This is a genomic window from Nocardia sp. NPDC049737 (genome assembly GCF_040674755.1).
Classification (GTDB): domain Bacteria; phylum Actinomycetota; class Actinomycetes; order Mycobacteriales; family Mycobacteriaceae; genus Nocardia.
The window spans coordinates 138,160-162,808 of the sequence record NZ_JBFANH010000012.1 but is presented as its reverse complement, the minus strand read 5'-3'; the positions used below and the strand labels follow the sequence as shown (position 1 = coordinate 162,808).

At 63.1% G+C, this 24,649-nt stretch carries 22 protein-coding genes; 9 read left to right on the top strand and 13 right to left on the bottom strand.

Annotated features, from left to right (window positions below; translation table 11 throughout):
- From pglX to AB0J47_RS18275, 4 genes are all read right to left on the bottom strand, one after another.
- Window positions 1–3,654 carry a BREX-2 system adenine-specific DNA-methyltransferase PglX gene (pglX, locus tag AB0J47_RS18290; protein ID WP_364346818.1) on the bottom strand — a complete coding sequence of 1,218 codons (3,654 nt, stop codon included), beginning with the start codon at window positions 3,652–3,654 and terminating at the stop codon, window positions 1–3.
- Window positions 3,651–8,291 (bottom strand): BREX system serine/threonine kinase PglW, encoded by a 4,641-nt coding sequence (gene pglW, locus AB0J47_RS18285; RefSeq protein ID WP_364346816.1) that lies wholly within the window; start codon window positions 8,289–8,291, stop codon window positions 3,651–3,653. The genes pglX and pglW overlap by 4 nt, the downstream gene beginning before the upstream one ends.
- 303 nt (window positions 8,292–8,594) lie before the next feature.
- Window positions 8,595–8,849: a hypothetical protein gene (locus tag AB0J47_RS18280; RefSeq protein WP_364346814.1), complete on the bottom strand. Its 255-nt coding sequence runs from the start codon at window positions 8,847–8,849 to the stop codon at window positions 8,595–8,597.
- Between the two features lie 146 nt (window positions 8,850–8,995).
- Window positions 8,996–9,277 carry a hypothetical protein gene (locus AB0J47_RS18275; RefSeq protein WP_364346978.1) on the bottom strand — a complete coding sequence of 94 codons (282 nt, stop codon included), beginning with the start codon at window positions 9,275–9,277 and terminating at the stop codon, window positions 8,996–8,998.
- On the opposite strand from AB0J47_RS18275, the gene AB0J47_RS18270 reads away from it, so the two are divergent.
- The 3 genes from AB0J47_RS18270 (at window position 9,200) to AB0J47_RS18260 (ending at window position 11,342) form a co-directional block, all read left to right on the top strand.
- Window positions 9,200–9,820, top strand: a complete 621-nt coding sequence (locus tag AB0J47_RS18270) for a restriction endonuclease (RefSeq protein WP_364346968.1) — start codon at window positions 9,200–9,202, stop codon at window positions 9,818–9,820. The genes AB0J47_RS18275 and AB0J47_RS18270 overlap by 78 nt on opposite strands.
- 192 nt (window positions 9,821–10,012) lie before the next feature.
- Entirely contained in the window at window positions 10,013–10,951 is a 939-nt protein-coding gene (locus AB0J47_RS18265; RefSeq protein ID WP_364346812.1) for a hypothetical protein, read from the top strand.
- A 151-nt stretch (window positions 10,952–11,102) separates the two neighbouring features.
- Entirely contained in the window at window positions 11,103–11,342 is a 240-nt protein-coding gene (locus tag AB0J47_RS18260) for a hypothetical protein (protein ID WP_364346810.1), read from the top strand.
- A gap of 3 nt (window positions 11,343–11,345) precedes the next feature.
- On the opposite strand, the gene AB0J47_RS18255 is transcribed toward AB0J47_RS18260, so the two are convergent.
- Window positions 11,346–12,332 (bottom strand): DUF6615 family protein, encoded by a 987-nt coding sequence (locus AB0J47_RS18255; protein WP_364346808.1) that lies wholly within the window; start codon window positions 12,330–12,332, stop codon window positions 11,346–11,348.
- A 382-nt stretch (window positions 12,333–12,714) separates the two neighbouring features.
- Here AB0J47_RS18255 and AB0J47_RS18250 point away from each other — a divergent pair, with 382 nt between their 5' ends.
- The 4 genes from AB0J47_RS18250 (at window position 12,715) to AB0J47_RS18235 (ending at window position 15,229) form a co-directional block, all read left to right on the top strand.
- Window positions 12,715–12,921 carry a GNAT family N-acetyltransferase gene (locus AB0J47_RS18250; protein WP_364346966.1) on the top strand — a complete coding sequence of 69 codons (207 nt, stop codon included), beginning with the start codon at window positions 12,715–12,717 and terminating at the stop codon, window positions 12,919–12,921.
- Window positions 12,922–13,012: 91 nt separating this feature from the next.
- Entirely contained in the window at window positions 13,013–13,954 is a 942-nt protein-coding gene (locus AB0J47_RS18245) for a phosphotransferase (RefSeq protein ID WP_364346806.1), read from the top strand.
- Between the two features lie 57 nt (window positions 13,955–14,011).
- Entirely contained in the window at window positions 14,012–14,551 is a 540-nt protein-coding gene (locus AB0J47_RS18240) for a GNAT family N-acetyltransferase (RefSeq protein WP_364346804.1), read from the top strand.
- Window positions 14,552–14,794: 243 nt separating this feature from the next.
- Window positions 14,795–15,229: an NUDIX domain-containing protein gene (locus tag AB0J47_RS18235; RefSeq protein ID WP_364346802.1), complete on the top strand. Its 435-nt coding sequence runs from the start codon at window positions 14,795–14,797 to the stop codon at window positions 15,227–15,229.
- A gap of 93 nt (window positions 15,230–15,322) precedes the next feature.
- On the opposite strand, the gene AB0J47_RS18230 is transcribed toward AB0J47_RS18235, so the two are convergent.
- Window positions 15,323–15,817 carry a DUF296 domain-containing protein gene (locus tag AB0J47_RS18230; protein WP_364346800.1) on the bottom strand — a complete coding sequence of 165 codons (495 nt, stop codon included), beginning with the start codon at window positions 15,815–15,817 and terminating at the stop codon, window positions 15,323–15,325.
- 2 nt (window positions 15,818–15,819) lie between these two features.
- Window positions 15,820–16,866 (bottom strand): asparaginase, encoded by a 1,047-nt coding sequence (locus tag AB0J47_RS18225; protein WP_364346798.1) that lies wholly within the window; start codon window positions 16,864–16,866, stop codon window positions 15,820–15,822.
- Between the two features lie 317 nt (window positions 16,867–17,183).
- Here AB0J47_RS18225 and AB0J47_RS18220 point away from each other — a divergent pair, with 317 nt between their 5' ends.
- Entirely contained in the window at window positions 17,184–17,747 is a 564-nt protein-coding gene (locus AB0J47_RS18220) for an HD domain-containing protein (protein ID WP_364346796.1), read from the top strand.
- Here AB0J47_RS18220 and AB0J47_RS18215 read toward each other — a convergent pair.
- The 6 genes from AB0J47_RS18215 to AB0J47_RS18190 form a co-directional block, all read right to left on the bottom strand.
- Window positions 17,735–18,202: an NUDIX domain-containing protein gene (locus tag AB0J47_RS18215; protein WP_364346794.1), complete on the bottom strand. Its 468-nt coding sequence runs from the start codon at window positions 18,200–18,202 to the stop codon at window positions 17,735–17,737. The two genes, AB0J47_RS18220 and AB0J47_RS18215, sit on opposite strands and share 13 nt — an antisense overlap.
- Window positions 18,203–18,627: 425 nt before the next feature.
- Complete coding sequence (locus AB0J47_RS18210; protein WP_364346792.1) at window positions 18,628–18,909, bottom strand: hypothetical protein; 282 nt, start codon at window positions 18,907–18,909, stop codon at window positions 18,628–18,630.
- A 6-nt stretch (window positions 18,910–18,915) separates the two neighbouring features.
- Window positions 18,916–19,362, bottom strand: a complete 447-nt coding sequence (locus tag AB0J47_RS18205) for an ankyrin repeat domain-containing protein (RefSeq protein WP_364346790.1) — start codon at window positions 19,360–19,362, stop codon at window positions 18,916–18,918.
- 442 nt (window positions 19,363–19,804) lie between these two features.
- On the bottom strand, window positions 19,805–20,674 hold the full coding sequence (locus AB0J47_RS18200; RefSeq protein WP_364346788.1) for a hypothetical protein: 870 nt from the start codon (window positions 20,672–20,674) through the stop codon (window positions 19,805–19,807).
- A 745-nt stretch (window positions 20,675–21,419) separates the two neighbouring features.
- Window positions 21,420–21,725, bottom strand: coding sequence for a hypothetical protein (locus AB0J47_RS18195; RefSeq protein WP_364346786.1), 306 nt, complete (start codon window positions 21,723–21,725; stop codon window positions 21,420–21,422).
- Window positions 21,726–21,936: 211 nt separating this feature from the next.
- Entirely contained in the window at window positions 21,937–22,515 is a 579-nt protein-coding gene (locus tag AB0J47_RS18190; protein WP_364346784.1) for a TetR family transcriptional regulator, read from the bottom strand.
- Window positions 22,516–23,808: 1,293 nt separating this feature from the next.
- Here AB0J47_RS18190 and AB0J47_RS18185 point away from each other — a divergent pair.
- Entirely contained in the window at window positions 23,809–24,576 is a 768-nt protein-coding gene (locus tag AB0J47_RS18185) for a hypothetical protein (protein ID WP_364346782.1), read from the top strand.
- The last annotated feature ends 73 nt before the right edge of the window (window positions 24,577–24,649 follow it).

The window sequence follows — 24,649 nt, the reverse complement described above, 5'->3', positions numbered from 1 at the left end:
TCACTCCTCCGTCTTCGTGGTCTTGCGCGTGCCCCGGCCGCGAGTCGCCTTCGGCGGGGTCCAGGCACGCAGTTCGTCATCGGTCAATCCGTGCTCGGACTGGATTTGGCGGCGATAGCCGGCGAAGAAGGCTGCCGGGGATGCGCTGTAGTCGTCGTCGAACTCGTTGTGCCACTGCTCAAGCCACGGCTGCAACTCAAGCAGGCCCGCCAACGGCGGGGTGATGTGCTTGGCGTCCAGGGCTTGGGTTGTGAAATACGTCGCGAGAGCCTGCGCCCGCTCCCGGTGATCCCACCCAGCCCAGCCGTAGCGCTGTGGAGTGGCGACATTGGTTTCTCCGTAGGAGATGAACCTCTCCTTGGGCATGTCCAGCTTCCCGCGCGCCTTCCAGTACGAGTCGCGAAGAAAATCAGTACTGCCGTACTTAGGAGGTAGTGGAATCGAGTCTCGGATGCTTTTCTGCTTACCCAGGTCGGTTTCGCTGTCTTCCTGCCGCTGCAAATCCCAGACGTGCTCCCAGTCAGCCCACTTCTTCAATCCGGACGGCTTGTATCGCAACGCTGCTAAGAATGGCACATGCTCCTCAGTGATGAGGTCGGCCACCGTTTTGGCCAGGTCCTGACGCGGAGCATAAATAGCTACCACAGAGGCGAAAACCTCGTCTTGGGCAAGCAAGTCGGTCAGCCGCGCTAATGAACGGATGGCTGGTTGATCGTCTTCGTCGTACCACAGCTCTCGACGCTCCAGGCGATCGAGTAGCCAGGCTCGGATAGCCTTATCCTGCAGAGCATCCCAGCCCTCAGTAAGCCAGCGACGTTTGTACTCCGGCCGTTCGATCATACCGATAGCGCCCCCGGATTCAATTGCCCGGATGCGACTCTGTACAAGATCTCGATATTGATCGGGCCAATGCGCGGGTATCTCAGTAACTAAGGGAGAGTTGTGTCGGCGGAACCACTCTGTTTCCGCCCCTCCGCTCACTACTTGACGTGCAAGCAGGATCTCGAAAGCGCGCTCGCCGAGAGAAATCCCGGGAGGAGTGAAATCGGCAATGGTTACTTGATCAGGCAATAGTCCATATGCCGAGTACGAATACCAGTCCAGTTCTTCCTGGAGTGAAATCATGCGTGCGCGAAGTTCATGCCACTGATGCTTTGCTTCGCGAAGCACCGTGGCAGTCGGGACGCCTTTAGCGCAAATGGCCTCCGGACTAACCGCCGAAAGATTTTGCGCTATTTTGTCGAGTTGTTTAGCCAAGCTTGCTGCAAACCCTTGCGGCAGTGGAAATTCCTCAAGATTTGTTCCAGTGAACTCGTAACGAACTGTCCATTTTTCGGACTCAAGCCCTCGGCCGACACCGTTGCTTGGCTTATCTTGACTCACCATCTTGAGCCAGAAGCAAGCGGTGGAACTGTTCAATGGTCCGAGCAGTTGAAGGTGCGCTTCCTCGCTCGCATCATGCGGCAGCTTGATTACCGGCGCGGACTGTTTGAACACATTCTTGCCCCGATCTAACACGAAATGGTTGTGCGTAGCTACGAACGCGAATGTGATCGACAGCGGTGTCAGATACCTTTCAGGAACCCACCTGTACCAAGCCCACCATGGCTTACCAAGATCGTCTTGCGTCTTGCCATCGAAGTCTTTAGTGGAGCGAAGATGGCTGCGTGCTTGCCAGAGCAGTCGCCCCCAGGCGCTTTGCGAATCGTATTCTAGCGGCTTCAGCTTGAGATCATATGGCACTACGGCCTGTTCGTAGGCATGAGTGTTCCAGTCCCGGACAACCTCGCCAATAATCAACCAGCGTGCAATTTTCTCGCCAATTCCTGTTCGCCGGAGCGCATCAGGCGTGCTGATGAACGCATCATCCTGCCCAGGGAAACTGGCAAAGCCAATGTCGCGGGGTAGTAGGGACCGAAGCCGCTTCTGGCCTGTCTGCTCGATCTGTTCCACCATCTCCAGGCCACCATCAAGCAAGATCCACGGCTGCTTGCTGAAGTACCGCGTGCGGTCGAGATCGTCCACCGAAATCCACTTTCCCGCAAACCCGGGATTGTTGATCTGCTCGACGATCTCTCGCCAGACCAACCCGTTCTCCGGCTCCTTGGGCTCTTTCGGCTCGCCCTGCACGCTTCGCACGGTTCGTACAACGGATGTGCGACTGTCACCGGAACGTGGTGTGCCAACCAAGATCACGGTGGGAGTGCCGTGGCCAGGGATGAAGACGCCTGATGTGTCGATCACTTCTGTCAGCTCGACCTGCTCGGCGAAGTACTTCTCGATGAGCTTGGTTCCGAACTCGCGCTTCATGAACGAGTTCGATGTGATCTGCCCGACCCGACCGTACCCACGCCCATCCTCGCTCCCGCGTTTGGCCAGTTCGAAGAAGCGAGCGGCGAAAGGCACCGAAAGCGCATATTTTCCGGAGCAAACATCAGGGTAGATCTTCCGGTACGCGTCGTTGAGCTGCTTGTCCTTCACAGTGATGTATGGCGGATTGCCCACCACGACGTGGTAGCGCCCTTTCTCCAGGATGCATGGATGCTCGGACAAATCCTCTGTGGCATAGGTGAATTCGACAAGCGGGTCGCCTCCGACGCCGTTGCCGTAGTCAAGTTCCAGCTGGCGACTCTGGATGAGCGAGTCACCGATGGCCAGGTGTAGGGGCCATTCGTAGCGCGCGGCGTCGGCCAGGGTGTGCACGCCGGCCGCGGCCATTGCGGCAATCAGCAGCCGAACGCGGGCGATGGCGATGGCGAACGGGTTGACATCCACACCGTGCACTGAGTCCAGAGCGGCACGTACCTGCTGGTGCAAGTTCTTGCCGAGCGGCTGACGTTCCCACTCGTCGAGCAATCGCTGAAATGCCCCAAGCACGAAATGCCCTGAACCACAGGTTGGGTCGATGAGCTTCAGGTCGGAGTGGCCGAATTCTCCTAGCGCTGGCTTCAGGGTGCGATCGAGGATGAACTCTTCGATGAATACCGGAGTCTGCCGCAGCGCATAGGATTTCCGTGCGTCCTCCGACAAGTGCTCGTACAGATCGCCGAGGAACCGTGTACTCCATCCTCGCCTGCGGTCCTCGCTCAGCGGGTCGGTGAAGTCGTGCACCAGCCGCCCGTGTTCGTCTCGGGTGCGCCAGAATTCAACGAGATTACGTGCCGCGTCATGCGATAGCGGGACCTCGTACAGGGCGTTGTGCTCTGGGTCGAACAGCAACTTTCCGGCCTGGCCCGCGCCGAACTCGGCAAAAGCACGCTCCAGCCAGCCGCGGTAGGTGGGGTTCGGATCGGATTCGACGTAGTCGGCGTAGCGGGCCTGGGCCAGGTCTCGTCGCTCATCGGTGGGGCCGCTGAGGTAGGGGTCCGTGATCAGGTGGTTGTCTTCGCAGAAGCGCACGAATACGGTGCCCAGTACCCACGCGACGGCGATCTGTGGGATACGGCCGGGGATCTTGTCGTTGCCGGTGAGCCAGGTATTCCAGGTGGCGGCGGTGCGGCCGACCTGCTTGGCGTTGTCGTACTCGGCGCGCAGCCGGTCACGTGCCGCCCGTGCCTGGTCGGTGTCAGGGTGTTCCACCTGCTGGGTCAGGTCCGCTTCGACCGCCGCGACCTGCTTGCGTAGGTCGGCCAACAGGGCGTCGGCGTCGATCATTCGGAATCTCCTGTGTTGTAGGTCTTTTCGCGGACTGGTTTACTGCGTCGGTCGCCGGCGCGGTGGATGTTGCCCACCCAGTCGTCGGTGAGCACGATCCATTCGGCGAATCCGGCCTGGAACGGTACCGCGACTCCGCCGAGGCGTGGTTTGCGTTCCGGATCGTCCTGTGGGCACATCAGCCACAGCCCGCGCTTGCCACGTCGTGCCGCCTCGGCCAACCGGTGCAGTACGCCCATGGCTCCGTAGCGAGCGAACACGAGCGTATCGGTCAGCAGCACCGGACCGCACGCGGCGGAGAGCCGGTTCAGTACTGCCGGTTCGATGCTGCCCCATGCGGTGCGCGCGTATTCGGCGAAGCGCAGGGCGCGTTTGCTGCCGGGCTCGGCGGCGTCGGCCAGCAGGATGGTCTCCCAGGTCGGCTTGCCGTTGACCGGGATCAGGTCGTGCATGACCGACAGGAACAGTTTCGTGACCGATACTGGTGTGGCTTCGAATCGGTCGGTGATCTCGTCGGCGGCCTGGGTGCTGAGCGCGGATCGTACTGTCAGGACCCGGAAGCCGTCGCGGTTGGCCGCGCTGGTCAGCTGTTCTTCGGCGCGGGATGCTTTCGCCACCTTCGGGTCGTCGGCCCAGCGGCCGTCGCGGACGGTCGTGGCGGTGGCGCGTCGGCCCGACCAAGCGGGTGCGGAGCTGTAGACGTTGGCCGCATGCCTCGGCAGGTACCGGGTGACGCCGTCGGCGCGGGTCTCCAGCACGAGATCGAAACCTGCGCCGTGCAATGCGGCGGTCAGCTCGGACTCGGTCGGAAGCCCTTGTCCGGCGGCCAGTTCCGGGAAGCGGTCACGGATGCGCTGATGCACGTCGGTGACGAGCAAGCCCGGCTGGCTCTCGCGCGGCACATTGAGTACAGTCCGCACCAGGCCCGCCTGCGTCAACCGTGCCGCACGCACCAGCGGCAGGCTGCGCGGGTAGATCTCCAGACGTGGCGTGGCCGCGGCATTGCGGGACGCGCCCACCGCTACCTGCACCAGCCGTTGTTCATCCCAGCCGAGATCGGGCCATTCCACGACGCCGGGCGGGGTGTCGATGGCGCTCAGTCGCTCCAGCACCGTGGCGGCGGTGGGTAGGGTCTCGGAATCCGCGAGCCGGTCGGCCGCTGTGCCCAAGCGCGCCGCGTATTCGAGTAGCGCGTTCACTGCCGGCGTTTCCGGGGTGATGTTCTCCTCGTCCACGTCCGACGCGAGAACGACCGGCAGCCCGTCGCGAGTGGCGGTGTGTTTGAACGCCGCTTCGTCCGGTGTCATTTGCTCGGCTTCGACGACGGCGCGCAGCACGGCCAGCGCCAGTGCCCGTCGCTGGTCCCGGCCGTCCAGGCGGGTGCCGCGGCGCACGATCAGCGCGTCGGCCAGCTCGATCGCGGAGGCGACGCGGCCGAAATCCCGCAGCAGATCCAGGATTTCGCCGCGCACCGCTCGCACCACCTCGGACGCGGCCCACTGTTTGCGCATTTCCTTCAACGGCCGCGAGATCGCCGCGGGCGTGACTCCCAGCGAGCCAGCCACCGCGGTTTGCGTCGGCCACACGCCCAGGTCCGGCACATCGGGCACGCCGGGAACCTGCAGCAATCGGGTCACCATGTCGATCTTCTTCGCATTGGAGCCGTTGTTGTTGAGCTCGGGAACGAGCTTCGATACCAGCGTGTCCAGGCTCAGTGCCCGCAGCACCGCCTCGCTCAAATCCGCTGGGGCGGATTCGGCTTCGCTCAACTCCTGGCTGGCGGCGCGGCGGCCCTCTGGTGTCAGCGGTGTCGGCTCCGGACGGCCCAGCAGCTTGCCCCACTGCTTCTGGCGCTGCTGAATCTCGCTGCGAGTGCGCGCGCCCAGGCCCGGCGCGTTGATGACGCCGCGCACGCCGGTATCGAGGAGTTCACCGACGGTGTTGACGCCCATGCCGTACAGGAACTGCGCCGCCGCCGCCGTCAAACCGGAAACGGCCAGCGGCGTCTCACGGGTCACCTGTTCGGCGATCCGGTCCCGTTCGGCTTCGGGTGAGACGTCGGCGGGTGGAAGCTCGCCCGACGCAAGAGCTTTCGGCGCAATGGCCGCGGCTTGGGCCTGTGCGGCCGGAGCCTCGATTGTCGCGTCCCCGCTTGGATGACGTGTGGTCGGTCGGGACGGCACTGCGCGTGCCATCTCCAGGAAGATGCGCCGCCACGCATCGCGCATTGGCTTCAGGTCGTCGAACCGCTGCTTGGCATCCCGGTGCAGCGCCTTGCGGAAGAAGGCGATCAGTCCGTCGCGAATGGATGGGTCGAAGGCGTCCGCGGCGATCTGTGGGTACGGGAGCTGCGTCGCGTCGGTTTGTCGCGGCGCGACCGAGCCGTCACCCCAGCGCGGCAATTCCGCCGACGCCATCTCATGCAGGGTGACCGCGAGTGCATACCGTTCGGCGTGAGCGTCGTAGTTGGAACGGTCGACCGCGCCCAGGAACGGGTCGAGGTAGCCGTCGGTGCCCGCGTCGATGTCTTTCGCCGGATATCCGGCGAGCGAGAAGTCGATCAGCACCAGCTGCCGAGTTCGATTGGGCCGCACCCGGATCGCGATATTATCCGGCTTCAGGTCTCGATGCCAGATGCCCTCGCCCTCAAGGAATTCGACGGCGCCGAACAGGTATTCGCCGTACGCCTCCAAGTCGTCCACAGTGAGGCGTCCGTTTTCACGCAGCTGCCGCGCCACCGTCTCCTCGGGGCGACGACGCTTGCTGCCCGTGCCACCGCTTACAGTAGGTGGCGCATCCAATTCCCGTTCGTCGCCGACGTATTCGAGCAGCAGCGCGGTCCGCTCCGCGAGCTTCACCGGCTCGGGTTCGACCAGCTGGATGATGCGGGCGTCCTTGCGCAGCCGCCGCAGCACCTCCGCTTCCCGGGCCACGACTAGGGTGCGGCTGTCCGACAGCGCTACCTTCAGCACCGCGAACTCGCGCGCGTCACGGGCCTTCGGGTCGGCCTGCAGGTCCCGCACCAAGAAGGCGCGGCTGGTCGAACCGGTGCCGAGCCGGCGGCGCACCTCCCAGCGACCCGCCAGCACGTCGCCCGTCACAGCGTCCAGCGGATCGATCTCCGGCGCAACGGGTTCCGGTTCGGGGGGTGTGCGTAGCTCGCTCTCGATGAGCTCGACCCACTCCAGGAACTCGTCCACGCTCGAGATCCGGCGCTTGGGGTGGTAGGCGGTGGCCGCCTCCACCAGTTCATCGACATCCGGCGGCAGGCCGTCCACCACCGCGCCTGGCCGCAGTCCCTCACCGGCTTCGAAGCGGGCCAGCAGCTCCGCCTTGTTCGACGCCGGTGGCTGACCGGCTACCAGCAGATAGGTGAGCATGCCCAGGCCGTACACGTCCATCTCGATTGGCCCGGGATCAGCCGCTGTCAGCTCCGGAGCCAGATAGACCTCCGTGCCGAGCGCGAGATGTCGGGCCGACAGGGCGGTCGGCGCGAACTGGGTCATTCCGGGGCGGCTGGCGGTACTGCGCTGGGCGGCGATCTGCCAATCGGAGATCTGCAGAAACGGTGTGCGCCAACGCTCCTGCTCACTCAACTCACGACCGGTGCGATCACGCAGCCGCGGAATCACGTGCACCGAATGCGCCGCCAAGCCGCGGTGGTAGATGCGGCCCGAGTGCGCCGTCCGCATGGTTTCCGCTAGCTGTCGCACCAACTGCAGGCGGTCGCCGATATCCAGCGCGCTCACATGCCGAGCCACGAACTCGTCCAGCCGCACCGTCGCCGGGTCGTACTCGAAGATCAGTGCTGGACCGGCCGGATGCGCGCCCGAATCGATGTCCACGAACCGCACCACGCCTGGATGCCGGAAGCGGCGCAGCACTGCGGCTTCCCGCGTGGCCGCGTCGTACACCGACTTGCGAGCGTCGGCATCCGCGCCGCGTTCAGTGACATAGATGCGGACACGCGCCGGTGTACCCAAGTCGGTGTGGCGGGCGAGATAGTCGCTCCACGTCGGGCCGATGTCGAACGGCTTGTGCTCGAGGCGGTAGGCGCCCACCGTGAAGTCGGCCTCGCTGCGCCCGACTCCGACCTTCTGCAGGGCATTTGCGATGGCCCTGGCTCGCATCGGAGTGATCCGGTGCCGCTCTTCACGCGGCGGCTGCTGCAGCAGCTCCAGCAGCTCCGCGAGTCTGTGCGTGTTGGCCCGATCGCCAGGCGGCAGCTCGATCCGCCGCAATGCCTTGTTGGTAAGGCAGACCCGGGCACCCACATATACGCGATCAGGTCCGAGGTGAGCGTTGAGCAGGCCCGCGAGCTCCTTGGCCTTCTGGTCAGTCAGATGCAGCGGACTGCGATGATGGACGACGCTTCCATCGTCACGCTTCTGCACCCAGTCCCGGCCCTGCACGACCAGCTCGCCGCGCCAGTCCTTCAGCTCGATCATGTGCACCCCGTTCGGGGCGATCACCAGCAGGTCGACCTCGCGCACATGACCGTAGCGTTCGGTGAATGTGAAGTTCGCCCAGGCGAGCCACGGGTCGGCATCCGGCAGGGCGGATCGGATGGCCTCCAAGGCGCGGATCTCGTGGTCGAAGGATGATTCGGTGACAGGTATCCACCGATCGCCGTCCATGCGCCGAACCTCGTTCTCTGTTGTCGTCGGATACCGACCGGTCGTGCACCGGCGACCAACCGAATGCCCCTGCTTCGCGCTGACAGTGCCGGACCCTCCCGCCAGCTGTCGAGCCGACCCGGAACTCAGATCAAGACCCTATCCTGCCGGGCCGACACGCTCAGGCGAGACATTCCGAAACCGCTTCCAACCCTGCCCCAGGGTCTCACTCATCGGTTGGCGCAGTGACCACGTGTACGTCGGAGATCTCGGCGAGTTCGATGGTGGCGGCGTGGATCGGCGATCACGTCGACCATTCCATCTTCATATTGCGCCGTCGCCGATGACCTGTCCCATCACGAGGATCTCATCATCACGATCGGTGGCGACGAACCGACCGCCACCGTTCGACATCGCTGCTGCAGCCTTCTCGGCTGTCCACCCATCATGGCCGTGCTCAATATCCTGTGTGCGTTGCTTCGGGTTGCCACGACCCTCGCAGTGCCCAAAGGCAGTGTGGAAGTAGGGAATCAGGTTGCTGTGTCGGACGTCTCCTATATGGTGCGCGCCCGTGATCATCTCCGACGCCGCATCCCCCGCCGACCGGAACCCTGTACTCGCCCCGGATCGGGCGAGGCCAGTACGCTACCACGATCGCGATCTCAGACGGTTCGTCGGACAGACCATTGGCAAGATCAGCATGGACGAACTGCTGGCCCTGCCAGCTATGGCATGCCGAGGGGGTTGCAGCACGCCAGATGATGGAAGACGTGCGGAACGACATTGCCGAAACCGACAAGCACATTGCAAACCAGGAAAAGCGCCTGGCGGCTGTGGCATCTTCGGACATCGAATGGCAATGCACTCGAGACGAGTTCGCAGAGCTGTTGCACGGGCATATAGAACAGTGCCAGCATCAGCGCTCCGCTATGGCCAAGGCACACAACCAGATCCAGGAGGAATTCTCCGAGCTCAAAGACCGACTCGGACGCGACCTCGTCCCGCATTTCGACACATCAGTCCGGACCGAATCACCGGTAGAACGCATCTGCAAACACGGCGATTCCGCTGTACTAGCGTATGACGCGGCAGTACGCAGCTGGACAGCGACATGCGCTCAGGCTGCTGAGCTCGCTAAGGTCGAGCAGCGTCGATCAGCCTTTCTGGCATCGAATTCGAGCGAACCCGAAGATCGTGTTCTGCGTGCAGACTGGTGGGAGTTCGAAGAACTCGTCGCCCGAACTTTGCGGCGAGACGGGCTCACGATTATCCGCGATGGAGGAGGGCAACGCGATCAAGGGGTCGACGTCATTGCATCGACACCGGATGGTCGCCGTGTCGCTGTTCAATGTAAAGTCCGGCAATCCGGGTCCATTGCGCCCCGGTTTCTGCGTGAGCTTAACGGAACCGCACGCCCGATCCACGGGGGCCGACATCGTCATCCTCGCAACCAACCGGCACATCACCCCAGAAGGAATCCAGTTCGCCGCAAGCCAAGCCATCCACCTGATGGATGGAAAATCAATGCGCACCTGGGTGTGCTGGGGTGACTCGATCTACGACCTTCTCCAGATCCCCGGCGCCGCCGCAACCTCGTAATACAGAGAGCCCTTCATCTGTGAAGCGGCACAAGCAACCCCCGACAGAGGACGATGTCCGGTAAAGCCGCTGGTCGTCCGTCAGGTGATGGCGTTCGATGTCGATGGTTGCTGTACCCGCCTGTGGTAGGCAACCTCTCGGCCATGGAGGAAGCAATCGGGTCTTCGGTGTTCGAGGTGATCAGCAAGGTCGAACCTGAACCGATCCGCGAGCATTGGGTGGTCGTCGCCGACAAACGCTATCCACCCAAGCAGGTGTATCAACTGATCACCGGGTTGCCGCGCTCGGCGTACACATCGCATCGAGCCCTCGCCGAATTGCGCAGGTTGGGGCTGTCGACCAGCGTCTACACGCCGCCGCGGACCGAAGCTGTCCAAGCGGAGTCCTCCGACGGGTCCAAAGGCAACAATGAATTGGCCGAGTCGTTCGCGACGCTGTCACGGTTTCTCACCGACCACGACCTGACAGCGCACCTCGCTGCCGCGGAGGCTGCCCTCCATCATGCGGGATCCGCAACGAGTCGTGCGGTGACGATCGAGTACGGATTCAGCGACGACCTTCTCGACGCAGCACTGGCTGTGCGCACACATGTCGGGCGCCTCAACGACGTCATTCACGCGACCGTCATCGCGCGCGTGCTACCCGCCATCTTGGAAGAAGGCGAGGTTGTCATTCGACAGCCCTCTCTGGGAGCGGGAAATGATCGGTCGCGGCCGTTCGATCTGGAAACGGATCGTCGGATCGCCGAGTTCAAAGTCGCGCAGTGGAAGGGCGCCGACACCATGCGCAAGCGCGGTGTCGTCTCCGATCTGGTTCACTTGGCGCTCGATGAAAGCGGCCGACGTGCTCAGCTTTTCGTGGTCGGTGCGCTGCCGGTCCGTTTTCTCCAGACATCCACGTCTACGATAGCGTGGGCACTTGGTCGATCGTCTCCTCACACCAGGGCCCGGTTCGATCAACGCTTCGGACCTGCAACCGGTTTCACCGTCGCAGAATTCGTTCGCGTCCACGGCGACCGCATCGAACTGGTCGACTTGGCAACACTCGTCCCGTCGTTGGCACTTCCGCAAGAGCTGACCTGACGACGCGGTGTCCGGTTCTCTGGCAAACGAGGCTCACGCTTCAAGACCGGGATCAGCGCCAGATATCTCAGCACTATCGAGCAGGGCACCTGGCTGATCATCGACGGCAGCTATGCCCGGCTGCAGCAGGCGCTGGTGCGAAGGCGGCAGTGTGCGTCACATCCTGGACGGTGGCCCGCCGGACGAAACCACGTACCGACGGGTCGATCTGTCAGGGCTAGCGCCCGCGCTCGCGCCAGCCTTAGCCATCGTCCCCAAGTTGTACGACGACGGGCGCGTCACGCAGGCCCTCGAGTGGGATCACCACCTCAACCGGCTCGCGACCGACAAGCTGCGTCTGGATGCTGAGTCGGCCGGAACCGATGCGCTGCCGCCGATTTCAGGGTGGTGAGGGTCATTCCCGGGGCGGTTCGGCGGGAAAGCCTTCCAGGTCGGTGAGGACGAGTCGACGGGCCGGGACCTGACCGTCCAGCATGTCGGTCAGGCTGGCTGCGCTGAGGTCGTGGCGGCCGTCGAGCACGGCCCGCATATAGCTGGGGAGGGCGGTGAGTCGCCATCGGTCCAAGACGGACGGGGTTACCGGCTCCCCCGCAGTGGGCGGGAACCTGTGCACCAAGCGTTTGACATTGAAGGGGCCTCTGAGCAGACGCCAATGCACGACATCGACGGCGTCGGTGAAACTCTTGGGGACATGATCGCGTGCGCGGCTGGCGGGGGTGGTGGAGAAGATCATCGACCACGGCATCGCATGCTTCAGATAGCGTGGCACGAAATGCGGTGGGCTGTGCCGCAGCAGATTCAACACGAAGCGACTCGGCAACGCCGAACATCCCCACCACCGCGGATTCTTCTCCCCTAGATCCACCACCTCGTAACCGTCGGGGTGGGTGGGATTTCGGATCACTATCGGCTGCCACGGTGTGTGTGGGAAGTATCGGTGGTTGGTGTGCAGTGCCGCCATGTCCTCACCGTCGAAGTGGTCGCGTCCCCAGCCGTTGTAGAACACGTGATACGGGAGATATCCGCGTCGATTGCATCCCTCGATCAGCAAGTCGATCTGACTGTCGTCGGCACCCTTGGGCCGATGGCTCAGGTACCGATAGTGGTGACCGAAGAACTTCTTGGCCTGTACGCGCAGACACACCCATCGCGTATCCGATCCGATCCACCATTCCCAGTCCGCCCCGACCCGTGCCTCTTCCTGTTTGCTGGGCTTGTGCACGAGGATCTGCGGGAACTGCTGGTTCAGTTCGAACAGCACGTAGTCGGTGATGGATTCTTCACTGGGTGCCAGGCCACGCGGTTGTCCATGTTCGAGGCGTCGCCATGTGTCCACGGCCAGGTAGTCCATTGCCGCCGTCAGATCTGAGTGCGTCGCCATGCACAGATCATGGGGTGTGAACCTGCCGTCGTTACAGCGGCCCCTGCCTCTTGCCAGACATGTTGTCCGACAAGGGGCAGGCGGTGCAGCGATGGGAAGCCGGTGTGAGCCGATCATGTTGGCGCGCAGTGCTTTTCGGGAGTTCTTTGCGGCGGAATGTTGCGGCACTCGAGTGTCCGAGGCCTCCGGCCTGATCTGCCTTCACCTCGACCGCCCGCGTGTGGTGGTTGTCGGTGGCGGCGGCCATGATGGTCACCGCCTGGATCCAGCTACGGAACGTCCTATGCCGCATTGGGCGCTGTTCGCACCAGCGACGGTGCTGCCGGCTGGATGCGCCGAGAGGCCAGGCGCCACGCCGGAGTGAGAATAGTGCAGCAATCGAATAACTTCCCTGCGCCAGGTCGACCCGCGCCACCAGCATCGAGGCATCGGCACGCTCATCATGGACCGAATCATCGACTGGGCGACCCAACGCCAACTCCACCACCTCGGGCTGGCAGCGCATCTCGACGTTGCGGGGTTCTACAAACAGGGCTGGGACTTCGAGGAAGCAGGCCTCTACCTACGGCAGCCTCGAACACATCCGTGACAGCCCCGATTGACGCCACCGGGGCGCCCGATCGCGGTCGCTCGCCGAAAATGAGTGGAGTCCGCGGTGGCGCGGGATCCACGATGGTGTGATGACAGACGAGCAGGCTGCGTATCGGATCGGATGGGATCAACTGCCCGCCGCGGTGCGTGCGGCCATCGAGCGCCGCTTGCGTGCTCGGGTTCAGATGGTGACGGTCCCATCGGGCGGATTCAGCCACGGCATGGCCGCGCTTGTGGATTTGGACGACGGTCGAACGGTTTTCGCGAAGGCGATTCCTAGCGATGACGCCCTCGCCGTGCGGTATCGCACCGAAGCAGACACGGTTGCACAGCTACCTGCTGTGGTCCCGACGCCTGCCGTGTTGTTCTCGATCGAGACGGCCGGATGGCTGGTCACCGTGTTCGAAGCTGTGCCCGGCCGGCATCCTCGCCTCGACAGCCCTCGTGAACTGGCCGCCGTCTTGGCCGTAGTCGAGCAGTTGGCGGAGCTGTTGACGCCCAACCCGCTGCCGGATGTGCCCACGATCGAGCAGTCCTATGGTCCCGAGCTGACCGGGTGGCGTCAGTTCGCCGAACAGGGTCCGCCCGCTGATCTAGACCGGTGGTCGCTACGCAACCTGGACCGGCTGGCAGAGTTGGAAGCGACCTGGTCCGATCTGGCGGCCGGTGACACGTTGCTGCACACCGACCTTCGCCCCGACAACATGCTGTACCGCAACGATGGCGGCGTGGTCGTGGTGGATTGGGCTTGGCCGTGCAGCGGTGCCGCGTGGGTCGACCTCGTCTCACTCATGCCATCGCTTCTCGCTGACGGGATCGACCCGGACACCATTCTTGCCACACACCCGGTCACCGCCGACGCCGACCCGGCCGCGATCACTGCGTTCGTGTGCGCGATGTCGGGCTACTGGGCCCGCAACAGTCGACTATCCGCACCTGCGCGGTCACCGAATCTGCGCGTCCACCAAGCCGAAAAAGCCCGCGTCTCCCGAGAATGGCTGACCAAGCGAATCACAATGCCGGGGCGGTAGGTACGGAACCGTGAAATCCTTCGACGACAACAACATCGGTGACTGCGGTTCGAGCTCATGGCACCTGTCTCGCGAACACCGAAGCCTTTGGAGTTGGTGCGCCTGCGCCCATTGCGGCTATCGGACGAACAGGTCGTTCGCGCGGCGCATCAGGCGATGTCGGAGGACAGCTTCACTTTCGCCTTGGGACTGGCCCGAGATATGACGTGGTCGCATTACCTGTCCGCCCTCGATGACCGGCAGCGAGGGCTGAATCTGCCTGACGGTATCGTCGCCGCCACGTATCTGGTGGCCGTCGCACACGAGCAGGTGGTAGGCCGCGCGTCGATCCGGCATACCCTCAACGACTCACTGCGCCGCAGAGGCGGTCACATCGGCTACGGGGTGCTGGCGCCATTTCGGCGCCGCGGCTACGGCACGGCGATCCTCCGCCACAGTCTCACAGTCGCCGACGCACTCGGTATCGACCGCGCACTCATCACCTGTGACGAGAACAACCTTGGTTCACGACGCATCATCGAATCCTGCGGCGGCGTAGTGGAATCGGTCGAACCATGCGCCGACGGCACCCTCATCCGCCGCTACTGGATCGGCTGAATTCCATCCTGTGGCGGACGTTGTCGCCGGAGCTGTTAACCAGCCCAGCACCGAGCGAGGGGGCAGAACTACGATGGCGGCTCGTGTCGCGGCCTGTACCGCATTGACAGTGCCGATCAGCCCGCTGGGATCGGCAGGCCCCCAAACTCGGTGGCAGCGCACACTCGAGGGGTATGCGTTCAGTGGCCGATTCAGTCGACACCTTCACCATGTTTTCCATTGCCTAGGAAAGGATTACGCTCGATGCCCGAGAAGGTCATCACGCAAAAGGTGCTGGTCTATATCGTGCGCGACGGCAGTTTGCTGGTGTTCCGGCACACCGACTTCTCCTGGGAGCAGGTGGGCATCCAAGTGCCCGCCGGCACCATCCGAGCCGGGGAGACGCCCGAAGACGCCGCAGTACGCGAAGCCCGAGAGGAGACGGGACTGTCGGCATTCACCATCATCCGGAAGCTCGGGGAAGCCGAATACGACATCAGCCCATACCGGTTCGAGATCCAGCATCGGCATTTCTTCGAGCTGGCACTGCACGAGGACGCCCCCGACCGATGGACCAGCCAGGAAGACCACGACGGCGACGGCGAGCCGACGCAGTTCGAATGCTTCTGGATACCACTGGAAACCGCCCATGTCCTGCAGTCCGGACAAGGCGCGCTACTCGGTCGCCTCTACGACTGAACAGGCCAAACGCCAGGAAGCTCACGCGCGCCCGCGCCGGTGCCGACGATATCCCGGCTCGACGGATTGCAGCGATCTCGTGGATTCGCGGTGCTATGGGGCGGGCGGGGCGAGATGGTTGGTGGGTGCGCTGTCGAAGGTGAGCACTGGAACGCCGTAGAGGCTGGGTTCGGGGGCGCGGTGCATGTCCGGGTGGGCGACTTCGATGATGAGCATTTCGGTGAGGAACTGAACTTTAGCGGCGAGCAGGTGACTGGTGTGTCCGGTTGCGGAGTGTTCCTTCAAGCCAACAGCGACGTGGATGTGGGGCTTGATCTGGTTCGTTTCGGGGTCGTAGGCGAGTGTGCCGCCGCCGAAGGCTTCGGCGTTAGTCAGATGCACGCGGGACCAGACGGGTGCTTGTGGGTTGTCGAGCCGGTCGCAGGTGCCGACGATGTCGACTTCGCTGAACCCGGCGATGAACGAGGGGATGAAGCCTTGGCGGAGGTTGTTTTTTCGGCAGAATTCGGTGAGCGCTGGGTAGAAGTCGTCGCCGTGGTCGAATACGACTCCGAATGATCGGCCCAGGGTGAGTTCGTGGCTGCGCATGATCAGGTGTCTTTGTCCAGATTCGTTGGCCAGGGCCATGTTTCGGTATCGCGGTATCCGCCCTCCGCGCCGAACGCGGCGGTGATCGCGGCGCGGTCGCAGTTCGCCGCGATCAGTGTCAGCAGCAAGATGCGGGCTTTGATCGGATCGAGGTAACCGGCGGGGATCAGGCCGCAGGATATGAGGTCGCGTTCTGAGCCGGGGAATCCGTAGGTTGCCTGAAGGGTCGAGCCGGCGCCGGTGCGTGAGGCGAGGATGACGGGGACCTTGTCGGCGAGGGTCTCCAGGAGCGGGACTGTCTGCGCGGGAACATGTCCGGCCCCGAGGCCCGCGATGACGATGCCGTCGACGTGGTCACCGACTGCTTGCAGTGTGGTGCCGTCGTCGCCGAGGGCCATGGTGATGATCGCGACGCGGATGTCGTCGCCGGGTGCGGTCGGGACGGCGGCGCGGTGTGGGAGTTGGTTGAGCAGGCGGGGGTGGCCCTCGACGATGTAGCCCAGTGGTCCGCCGTTGGGTGATTGGATGGTGGCGGGGCTGGTGGTGTGGGTTTTGCGGACCCGGCGCGCGGCGTGGATTTCGTCGCCGAGAACGACGAGGCATCCTTGCCCCCGGAACTTTGGGTGGGCGGCGGTTTGGATGGCGGCCAGCAGGTTGGCGGGACCGTCGGCTCCGGCGAGTGTGGAGTTGCGCATCGCTCCGGTCACGACTACTGGTTGTGGCGCGGTGTGCAGGAGGTCCAGTAAGTAGGCTGTTTCCTCGATTGTGTCGGTGCCTTGTGTGACAACAGCACCGTCGGCGTCTGCGAGTCGTTGGTCGATGGCGTCAGCGAGTGCGGTGATGTCGGAGATCTTCAGTGACGCGCCGGGCATGTGGCGGAAGTCGACGACCTCGACGGCGACGCTGTTGTCGGCGAGTCCCGGGATGGCCGCAACAAGCTGCTCAGCTGTCAGCGTCGGCGCGACACCCCCGGTGGGGCTGGCCGACATGGCGATGGTGCCGCCGAGGGCGAAAATGATCACACGGCGGCCGGTTTCGGCGGAGGACACCCCGGCAGCCTAGCGATCTTGGTAGTCGAGGTCGGCGAGAAATCGGCATCCCACCGCGCTGCAATGGCTGTGCGAGTGCGGCGGCTACCCCTTTGGTTATCAGTCCGGGCCGTCTGTAGCTTGGCTTCGTGAATGAGGCGCGACGCATACGAGAAGGCAAACGGCTAGTTCTGTTACCCAACCGCTACTGCGTCATTGCGCTTGCGACCCAGAGCGCGGCTGAAGCTCGATCAGCGGCCTGTCGGCATGCGCTGGTATCCGAGTGACAGACTTACTTAGCCTCTCCCGATGGCAGTGAATTTCGGTAGCGTGAGGCAGTGGCCAATCACGGATCGTCCTGGGCGTGGCATGTAGGTCAGAACGAGCTGTCGCAAGTACTACCCCGCCGCTGGGCACACACCCAAGGAGTGGCGCGTGCCGCGACCGAAATGGCATACCTGAAAGGCGAAGACAGCGACCTCCTCGTCGCTGCTGCCCTCCTGCACGACGTGGGCTACGCGCCGCGGCTGGCACTCAGCGGCTTCCATCCGTTGGACGGTGCCCGTTTCCTGAGGGACGAGCATCAGGCCGACGACCGGCTGGTTCGACTGGTCGCCAACCACACCTTCGCGCTGTTGGAGGCCGAGGAGCGTGGCCTGCGTGAGCAACTGGAAGCCGAGTTCCCAATCCTCGACGATCAACTCCTCGTGGATGCCTTGACCTATTGCGACATAATCACAACCCCTGATGGAACGCCGACCACGGCACCGGCTCGGATCGCTGAGATCGTGGCGCGCTACGGCCCAGATACCGTGGTGGGCAGGTTCATCCAGCGGGCCGAGCCTGAAATCCTCGCCACCGCAGCACGGGTCGAGCGGGCTCTGGCCGCTCAGCCGAGGTAGGGGTAGTTCCCGGACAGGAAGTCCCCGATCTGTTGGCGCATGCTCGGGTGGATGTCGTATTGGTCCAGGTCCTGTGGATCGACCCAGGTGACGCCGTCGGCTTCCTCGTTGATCGTCGGCTCACCCCCAACCGGGCGGCCGATGTAGCAGTTCTCGTACTGTTGGCGGATCTCGCCGTCGGTGTAGGCGACGATGTGGTTCGGATTGCTGTAAGCGCCAAGGAATCCCGTGACTTCCGCCGTGATGCCGGTTTCCTCCTCACATTCGCGGATGGCGCACTGGCCCGCGGTCTCGCCGAAGTCCATGGCACCACCGGGCAACGCCCATTGCCCGGTGTCGCGACGGCGCTGCAGCAGGATCGCCCCATGTTCGTCGGTGACTAGCAGATTGCAGGCCACCACAAGGGAATTGGGCTTGGGTGCCTTTGGGTCGTGGTAGTACTCGATCCTGCCCATGATCGGCCTTTCAATCAGGGTGTCCAGGGCTGTGCGTCAGCCCAGATGGCGTCGAAGCTTTCGGTGTAGTTGTCGAACCATCCGATCTCACCAACGCGTTTGAGCTGGAAGACCGGATTCGATGACAGAGACCGGGCCGCGCCGCCCTCCAACTGTTGTAGAAACGTGGACGCGAGCGGTTGCTGGCCAGTCCAGAGCTCTCAGGTGCACCTCGCGAAACTGCCTGGAAATCGCAACAACGAAACCGCTTTCAAGCAGTGTCGGTCCCAGGCACCGTCGCGCCGAGTGGGAACCTTGGACGTCAGAAAAGCGAGCATCTCTGCGATCAGCGTCGGCACTTCGCGACGGCGGACCCCCTCGGTGACCTGGCAGTGGGCCGCCGGGTCAGCGGCCAGTAGGCTCTCGAGTTCCGTCAGCTGGGGTGCTTACCGCGCGATGCGGGCCCTCGACCACGCACGCTCGAATTGATCTCGAGATATTTCTTCTGCGGCGAATTCGGGTTGTGCTGCTATTTCTTCGATCGGTGCAATCGGTATCTCTGCGACTCCGGCGGCAGCGGTCTCATGGGACCTATCAGCCCACTCCATACGCCCGTCGCGATAAACCTGCACTCTGCGTGTTTCCCAGTCGTCGACATCGACCTCATGGAAGTACGCCACCGGCTCGTCCTCGAAATCATGGTCCCAGGCGACTTTCACATATCTCATGACCGGTTACTCGTCGAGGATGTCGGCGAACACTGCTTTGATAAGGGGTTTGTTGCTGACGCGACGAACACGCGACAGCGGGGAGTTGCCCTGCTGGTTCTGGATCGTCGGATCACCGCCTCGGTCCCGCAGCAACTGAACAACTTCCGGACTGGTCCATGGACTGCGGACGGCATACATCAATGCAGTGTTGCCTTCATCGTCCTGCGCGTTAACCCTGCCACCAGCATCGAGCAGCGCGCGCACCACCGCGACACGGTCATACTGGGCTGCGCCGTGCAGCGGGGTGAACCCGACGTGATCGCGGTCGTTGGGGTCTTGGCCCTGCGCGAGCAGCCAGGTGACAAGGGCGTCGTTGCCACTCTCACTGGCCACTGCAGCGTAGTGCAAAGGAATTCGACCGCCCCGATCGCGTTCAACGGGCGGAATTTTATCCGCCTTCTTTCCCCACATCGCCAAGCTTCCTCACCGCGACCCAAGATGATATGGCAATCCAATGCCAGCTTCCCACATCATCGACTCATAGAGATCAACTCATTAGACCAGAATTTCACGAGAAAGCGATCCTGGACAATCCTCCTCGACGATCGCCAATAAAGATTTCAGAGTGTCACCTCGCACCAACACCCCTGGAACTTACGGGCCGAATCGCGAATCAGGCGGTCCGCCGTGAACGATGCGTACAAAGACAGGACCGGGCTCGATGTCGTAACGAGCAGCGTGCCCGACGACTACCCGTTCCCGGACTTGCTTGCCCGCACCCCTTGTATCCTGCCGCCGCCGATTAGCACGACACGTTTTCCAGCATTCGCTGCCGTCATCGGCTCTGGACCTTCGTGTGCGTGCCGGCATCGCCGCCGGGCAGCTCGCGCCTATCGAGAAAGTTCGGATGTATCTATCCGCGGCGCAGGTGTTCGGCGGCGGTGTCAAGTCTGGCGGCGTCGAGGTAAGCCTCGGTGGAGATCTCTAGCAGCCGCTGCCAGCGATCGACGCGGGCCTGCCAATCGATCAGTGCGACGGCGGATCGATACTCGTCGCCGGGTGGTGTGGTCGAGGGTGGGGTTTCGGTGGTGTGGGCGGCGGCGAGGGCATCTTCCATGGTGGCGAGTTGCTGGCGGCAGTACTCGGGGTTGTATACCTCGGCCCGCAGTTCTGCTGCAGCGGCTCGCAGCGCACGCAGCCGTTGTCGCCGCTCGTCGTCGACGGCCGCAACCGCACCCTCACCAACCGCGTGAACGTCGGTGTAAGCGCGCAGCTCGACATCGAGGTCAAGGACTGGCGGGACCAAATCGTGGTGGCTGATGCTGCGGGGGTCGCGCAGTTGGTCAATGCGCTGGCATGCGTCGGCGACTGCACTCTGCCCCAATGTGACTGCGGCGTCGGCGACCTCGTCTTCGGTTACTGGCCGATGATGTAGCAGGCCGGTCAGGATTGCCACGGCAGTGCCGTGGGCATCGTGGACTGTAGTGGTGACTGTGATGGGTGGGACCGGGTCGGGTTGGCCATCGATGCGGGCGTCGAGCACAGCGTCGCGGTGGTATTCGACCATTTCGCCGCACACCTCGGCGAACACCGCTGCGGCCAGGTCGGTGTGGCTGTCGTGGGCGCGCGCGGTGTAGGAGTCCTCGGTGTCGAACCGGCCCTGGCCGCGCAAGGTCGGCCGTTGATGCCCGGCCGCGTCGGTCACGATAGTGGTCCATCGGTACGCCACCGGCTCCGCATCATCGGCCTGCGTCCCGGTCGCAGTCGCGCTCGTCTCCAGCATCGGTACCCCCATTGATCGCTCGGCCGCCTTCCGGCATGTGACCCTGACCATGGTCGCAGCTCGCGCATCCGGCCGCCGCGTTTCGCGACTCGATGCGTGAACTCTCCAGCAGACTCGGCCTACGCCCGGCGGTTTCGTGGCGTACGCATCCGTCACCTCGACAGCGGATCCCTTCTGACGGCACCGCTTGTCGCTTGTAGCGACAGTGCCAAAAGGGAGTGCTGTTGCGATACTTTCGCGGTATCGCAGGGATCGATTCACGCACGGTCCATCGATGGATGATCAGGATTTTGCAAGGACCCATCCCGCCCTCAGTTACCCAACAGCCGGAACAATCCGGAATCAGGCGAGCACGGTTATCGCGAAGGATGTGTCCGTCAGTCGGGTTCGCTTCGGTAGCAGCTAGTCACGCCTCAAAGATATGGCCCGTGCCGGGCACCACTGTCTGGTCTCGACACGGCCTCGCTGGTTACCAGTGCGGATAGCGAAACAGCACAGGCCGAGCCAGGTCCCATCGGTCGCGCGGGCCCATGCCAGTAGTAAGCCGGGCACGGTCGCGGTGACGTCGAGGCCGCAGTTCTTGGACCGCAGCGAAACTCTGTCCGCCCGAAATGGACCGTTGGTCGGGATCGCTGCGCTCAGGTCGATGAGTACATGTCGCGGTGGATCCACGACGCGCTTCAGCGGCGCCGAGAACTCACCCGTCCAGTACTCGAACATAGATTCGAATACTACTCGGTCTGGTCTAGTTGGCGTCTTCGTCCGGTGGGAGCTTGAACTCGACGCCGTTCGCGGCGGCTTCCAGGGCGTCCAGGATGCGTGAGAGAACTACTTCGCCCGGATCGCCCGGCCGGTATCGGATTGCGTCGATGTCGAGGATTCGCAGCACGGTATCGACATCTTCCCCCAGCGGAGGTGGAGTCATTCTAGTCGCGACCGCGCGGTAAATGTCGGTCTCGCCAGCGTCGAGTGCGGTGATCACCTTGAGAAGCAGAGCCCGCTGCTGCGGGCTCATCAGCTGATCGTCAGGGTACTCGCGGTACGCGGCCACGGTGTTGACGGTACCAACCGGCCAGACGTCGGATCTGGGCTGCGGCAATTTGGAGATCAACGTAGGTGACCTGATCAAACTCAGCGAAACGATATATCGCGGTTCCGAGTCTTCGAGACGGCCTGCGGGCATCCCTGGCCGCACTCATCAAACTAGTTTGGAGACCGGGGCCAGGAGTTCCCACGTGTCGCCCGATCTCGTGATTGTCGACCTATTCCTGTGCGCACCTCTCAAGTCCACCAGCTTGCAGAATTAGTCGGACGTGTCTGTCGATCGTCTTGCCAGTTATCTCCAAGCCATTCGCGTACTGGATGGCCATACCGATGACCGTCGTCACCAAGAACGACATCGCATTGTCGACGGAAGCCGACTCGCGGGACGAATCTGCCGTGCTGACAACCAGTTCAGTGAGGGTGTCGCGCAGTAGTCCGATCCGCGCCGTGGTCTCGGCCCGGCTGCGGTCATCGATGGCTACGAGGGCCAGCTCCAGCATCGCCCACGCGGGCCTGGTCACCAGGGTCGTCGCCCACTTCACCAACATGGTGATCAGATGGTCGATGTCACGCGGGGCGGCTTGCTGAATTCGTTGTACCCCACGGTTGGCCAGCATTTCCGCGACTTCGTTACCGAGTTCCGACTTGGAGTTGTAGTGGGCTACGAATGCGTTGTAGCCATGGCCTGCGCGTGTGCAGATGTCTTTGAGCGATGTCTCGGCGTAGCCGCGCGTGAGAAACAACTCGGTCGCCGCACGGAAGAAATGCTCGCGGGTCTCTGCCGCTCTACGTGCCACCCCAGCGGCTTGTGCAGTCGAGCCGCTCGGAGAGCTTCGCGCGCTCCCCAATATCGAGCCGACCAACTCGCGAGGCACACTTGTGGCCGCTTCTTCCATCACTTCCTCTCGAACAATTGGGCATTTGGCGGTCGTGGGTTGTCGAGCGTCACCGGCGGCTGTCGGGCAAGGCGAGTGCAGATCGCCCGGACGGGCCGATGCGATCATCGACACCGCCCGCCTACCGAAGCGCTGCCGTCATACGACGACGACCCTCCAAACCTCGTGGCGGTCGCTTCATCGTCGATTCTGTTTCGTTCCGCTTCGAAGAAGCAGGCGAAAGTCGTGGCCCTGGCAGCACGAACGGCTGAGGATCCGTGCGCGCATCTCGATCGGCTACCTCCACACCCGTCCGCACTGCGGTTGGACGATCGCGGCACTACGCGTAGTAGCACCGGTAAAGCGTTTCGCCCGCAACCACTTACGACAGTTGCGGCAAGTATCGGGTTCGTCAGTGTCATTGCTTTCAGCTGTCCCACGGCATTCGTGGCTACGAGGACGAGACCGGTCGTAGGAGCCTGGCTATCGCTCATGCCGTTCATCTCGCCGCTACCGCCGGTCCGGCATGTTCGCAGAATCTGGATCAAGCTGTTCCTCCCCTGAGCACCGAGAACGGATCGCGACGCACGCGACGCGGTAAGCGCCGAGATCGACAGTCGCACTTACGCCATCAAAACCTCGAAAACGGTCGCGGCGCCACCCTTTCAAGGGACAACGTTTTTGCCAGTCAAATTCTTTGCCCATACTCTGGACCATCCTGACCTGCACGGATCGCGGTAATTGGCAATAGCCTTGTCCATCAGACACTCTCAACCGCGCGCGGCTGCTTCACGCCTTTCGGCTGACGCCAACCCGTAGTGACCATGGCAGCGTATCGGCCCCAAACGGGGTGTAGGAGAAGAAGATCACGCCATGGCGCAACAACGGACCGCCCGAGGCTGGTGTCCGGAGGCTGCCCGACGGTGAGGCTCTTCTCGATCACGGTCCCGCTGCAAGAGTCGGAGGTTCGACCACTGAAGCAACCTTTTCGCAATCGTGGGAAGGCCTTACGCGTTTGCCGGATTGATCTAGGTCTGATAGGACAGAAGCAGCTTGGGGGAGTCTGCGGTGATATTTCCTCACCATCCATTGATGGTGAGGATAGGTCGCTGGCAGCGATGACAAGACGGGGAGGACGACAACGTGAGCTCGACTCCTGCAAGACGAGCCATGACGCAGCGGCGTGGCCGCGCCCAGACATCTGACAAGGCCGAGATGCCTAACCTCGGTGACTGGTTGCGCAAGGTGCGTGAGCACCGGAAGCACACTCGAAAGTCCGCCGAGGTACGTACCGGGGTCAGCGATTCCTACATCAAACAGATCGAGAATGAAGGGCTCATACCACTTCGGGGTGTGCTAGACCAGCTCATCATCGGCTACCGGCTTGACGAGATGCAAGCCCGCTTCACTCGGGAACTAGCCGAGCCGCCCGTCGAGCTGACGCCGATTGAGGAGCTGCGCGAACGCGTGAGCACTCCGGACCGCCTTGCCGCACTGAAGTTCTTCGACCAGGTCGGCATCATTTGCGTATTCACCGATCCTTTGTGGAATGTCCTTGTCGGCAACCAGAACTTCTACCGGGCAGAACCCGACATCGTAGCCGCAGGCAACAACGTCGCACTGTGGCATTTCCGGCCCGGTGTGGCCAGGTCGCCTGCCAAAGACGTTGCCCTGCAATGGGACTACGAGGCAACCGGCCTCATCGCAATGGTCCGTGCGGGACTCGGTCGCTACCGCGAATCTCCCCAGTCCATCGACTTGCTCGAGCGACTCCGCGCCAGCGACGAGTTCAATGATCGCTGGCAGGGCGGAATCCAGGTCACATATGGACGTGAGCCCGACGATCTGTGTCACATGGTAGATCCGATCACCAAAGAGCCATTCTCGGTCTCGGTTCAGGTCAGCGAACTCCCCGGACCTGACCGCGACATCCTCATCCATCAGGCGATGCGACGACCCTACGCTGGTCCACCGCTGTCCTGATAAGCCCCGGCGGAGCTAAGTGACACGGGAGCCGGCGCAACGCACGACGCTCACCGTCGAAGCACCCAATGGC

Coding starts and splice junctions, on each gene's coding strand:
- pglX (WP_364346818.1), bottom strand. CDS start 3,654: ATGATCGACGCCGACGCCCTGTTGGCCGACCTACGCAAGCAGGTCGCG.
- pglW (WP_364346816.1), bottom strand. CDS start 8,291: ATGGACGGCGATCGGTGGATACCTGTCACCGAATCATCCTTCGACCAC.
- AB0J47_RS18280 (WP_364346814.1), bottom strand. CDS start 8,849: ATGATCACGGGCGCGCACCATATAGGAGACGTCCGACACAGCAACCTG.
- AB0J47_RS18270 (WP_364346968.1), top strand. CDS start 9,200: ATGGCCAAGGCACACAACCAGATCCAGGAGGAATTCTCCGAGCTCAAA.
- AB0J47_RS18275 (WP_364346978.1), bottom strand. CDS start 9,277: ATGCGGGACGAGGTCGCGTCCGAGTCGGTCTTTGAGCTCGGAGAATTC.
- AB0J47_RS18265 (WP_364346812.1), top strand. CDS start 10,013: ATGGAGGAAGCAATCGGGTCTTCGGTGTTCGAGGTGATCAGCAAGGTC.
- AB0J47_RS18255 (WP_364346808.1), bottom strand. CDS start 12,332: ATGGCGACGCACTCAGATCTGACGGCGGCAATGGACTACCTGGCCGTG.
- AB0J47_RS18245 (WP_364346806.1), top strand. CDS start 13,013: ATGACAGACGAGCAGGCTGCGTATCGGATCGGATGGGATCAACTGCCC.
- AB0J47_RS18240 (WP_364346804.1), top strand. CDS start 14,012: ATGGCACCTGTCTCGCGAACACCGAAGCCTTTGGAGTTGGTGCGCCTG.
- AB0J47_RS18235 (WP_364346802.1), top strand. CDS start 14,795: ATGCCCGAGAAGGTCATCACGCAAAAGGTGCTGGTCTATATCGTGCGC.
- AB0J47_RS18230 (WP_364346800.1), bottom strand. CDS start 15,817: ATGCGCAGCCACGAACTCACCCTGGGCCGATCATTCGGAGTCGTATTC.
- AB0J47_RS18215 (WP_364346794.1), bottom strand. CDS start 18,202: ATGGGCAGGATCGAGTACTACCACGACCCAAAGGCACCCAAGCCCAAT.
- AB0J47_RS18210 (WP_364346792.1), bottom strand. CDS start 18,909: ATGAGATATGTGAAAGTCGCCTGGGACCATGATTTCGAGGACGAGCCG.
- AB0J47_RS18205 (WP_364346790.1), bottom strand. CDS start 19,362: ATGTGGGGAAAGAAGGCGGATAAAATTCCGCCCGTTGAACGCGATCGG.
- AB0J47_RS18200 (WP_364346788.1), bottom strand. CDS start 20,674: ATGCTGGAGACGAGCGCGACTGCGACCGGGACGCAGGCCGATGATGCG.
- AB0J47_RS18185 (WP_364346782.1), top strand. CDS start 23,809: ATGCCTAACCTCGGTGACTGGTTGCGCAAGGTGCGTGAGCACCGGAAG.